Here is a 2,076-nt window from a genome sequence, read left to right as displayed (position 1 = left end):
ATGTGTATAAGAGACAGGGGTGGTCCTGGCGCGTCATGCGGGTCTGCCTCCGTGTCGGCGGGTGCGGGAGGGGCGGTTCACATCGGGGTGGCCCGGGACAGGGCTACCGCACGGTGATGCTCTCGACGATCCGGTCCAGGTCCGCGTCCGGCAGCGCGCCCTCGGCGGTGTCGACGCGGACCGCGTAGGTCCGGTGGTGCGAGTCCAGGCCCGTGACGATCACCCCGGAGACCCGGGTGCCCCTCGGCGGGCTGTCGTCCTCGCCGCCCGAGGTGAAGTCGAAGTCGACGCGCTTGGCGTCCCGCACCTGCTCGGGCCCCTTGACCCGTACGTCCGACTGCTTCCGCAGCCTCGATCCCAGCGCGATCCCCGCCTCGGCGCCGATCGCGGCCTCCTCGGCGGAGTCCGCGTCGGTGAAGTCCAGCTGGACGGTGAGCGTGCCCGTCGTCCGGCCGTCCTGCGCCATCCGGGCGGCGGCCGCGTTGTGCCGGTCGCGCTCCGCGTCGCCCTGGGCGCGGAAGGCGGCCGGGTGGGCGACGGTCACGGACGCGGTGGTCAGTTCGGCCCACCCCTCCGGGGCCTTGCCGGCCACCTCGTCGTCGCCGCAGCCCGCAGCCGTCAGCCCGACGGCGAGGAGCAGCCCGGCGGTCGGCAGACCGCGGCCGGTGCGCCGGGGACCCGGGCGGCCGTGCCCGATTCCTGTGTGGTTCATGGCTCGTCGCTCCTGTCGGCGGTGATCAGTTCGCACAGTAGCCGTACGGGAGGTAGCCACGGCTGTCTCCGTTCGGGGCCCCGAGGAACTCGGCGCCGTCGAGCATCTCCTCCTTCTGCTCCGTGGACACCGAGAACCCGACGCTCAGTCCCAGGTTCAGCTCGAAGCCGTACTCCGCGGCCTCGGTCCGCCCGGTGTACGTCGCCCGGCTGGACAGCCCGGAGTCGAAGAGCAGCTGCCCGAACGGGTCGTCGGCGCCGGGCCGCGACGTCGGGGCGTGGTCGCCGAACATGTAGCCGAAGGGCATGCCGTACTGCCCGCCGCCGTCCAGCCAGTCCTGGGCGACCCTGCGGTCCGCGTCGCCTTCCGGTCCCGGCCGCAGGACGACGGAGTCGGTGAGGACCTCGATGCCCGACTCCGCGTCGCTGCCCCCGGCGCTCCCGCCGCCGCCGCGTTCGTCGCCTCCGGACCTCCCGTTGTCCCCGCCGACCCTGACGCCGCCCTTGCCGACGCCGTCTTCCACGGTGCGCGTCATGTCGATCCGCAGCAGCTCGCCGGTCCGCTTGTCGTGGGTGACGGTGAGGGAGCCGGTCCGGGTGCCGGGGACCGAGGCGCCGCCGCCGACCGGCCCGGCCTCGTAGGACGCCTCGGCCCCGTACCCGACCGCCGCCGAGTAGGTGTACGCCTTGGTGCCCTCGAAGCCGTTGTCCGTCCAGGTCACCTCGGGCGAGAACCTGAAGGTGCCGCCGAGCGCGGCGCTCAGCCTCTCGTCGTCCCCGGCACCGATCCTGATGCCGGCCGCGGCACTGGCGTCCAGGCCGACCTTGCCGTAGCTGATGTGCCGGTCGCCGAGCTTCTCGTCGATGCTCTTGCGGAGCTTCTCCTCCTCCGCGATCGGCCCCTTGCCGAAGAGGGCCAGGATGCTGTTGCCGAGCCCGCCGCCCTGCGCGCCGGAGTGCCGGTTCGTCAGCTCGTAGGTCTTGAGCAGCTCGATGTCGTCACGGAAGGCCTTGGCCTCCTCCTCGCTGCCGAAGACCCACGTGTCGCCGTTGGTGACCTTCAGGCCCGCCCCGAGCTCCACCTTGTCCGCGCCGAACCTTCCGACCTCGGCGCCGGGTTTCCAGTCCTTCCGGGCGGCGACGGAAGCGGCGTCGGTGAAGGTCATCGTGACCTGCCGGTCCTTCTCGTCGACCTCGCCGTCCCCGTTCATGTCCGTCTTCGCCTGGAAGGTCTGCTGCTGGAAGCCGTACTCCTCGCCCCACTCGACGAACAGCACCTTGGCCGTGGCGCCGGCCTTGTCGGAGAGCGAGGAGAGCTGGCAGAGCGGCGGTTCGTAGTCGGCGTCCGGATGTGTATAAGAGACA

The 2,076-nt window shown here is 71.9% G+C and carries 2 protein-coding genes; both read right to left on the bottom strand.

Annotated features, from left to right (window positions below; genetic code table 11):
• Positions 1 to 103: 103 nt before the first annotated feature.
• Positions 104 to 712 carry a hypothetical protein gene (locus IH13_RS0111370; protein ID WP_031083464.1) on the bottom strand — a complete coding sequence of 203 codons (609 nt, stop codon included), beginning with the start codon at positions 710 to 712 and terminating at the stop codon, positions 104 to 106.
• A 25-nt stretch (positions 713 to 737) separates the two neighbouring features.
• A partial coding sequence (locus IH13_RS0111365; protein ID WP_063837428.1) for a hypothetical protein occupies positions 738 to 2,076 on the bottom strand: 1,339 nt, incomplete at its 5' end.

It is taken from the genome of Streptomyces sp. NRRL WC-3549 (assembly GCF_000721935.1).
Lineage (GTDB): Bacteria > Actinomycetota > Actinomycetes > Streptomycetales > Streptomycetaceae > Streptomyces.
The sequence above is the reverse complement of the archived record's forward strand: the minus strand, read 5'-3'. Positions and strand labels throughout refer to the sequence as shown.

What these genes read in the sequence shown, in the direction of transcription:
- IH13_RS0111370 (WP_031083464.1), bottom strand. Translation starts at nt 712, where the DNA reads ATGAACCACACAGGAATCGGGCACGGCCGCCCGGGTCCCCGGCGCACC.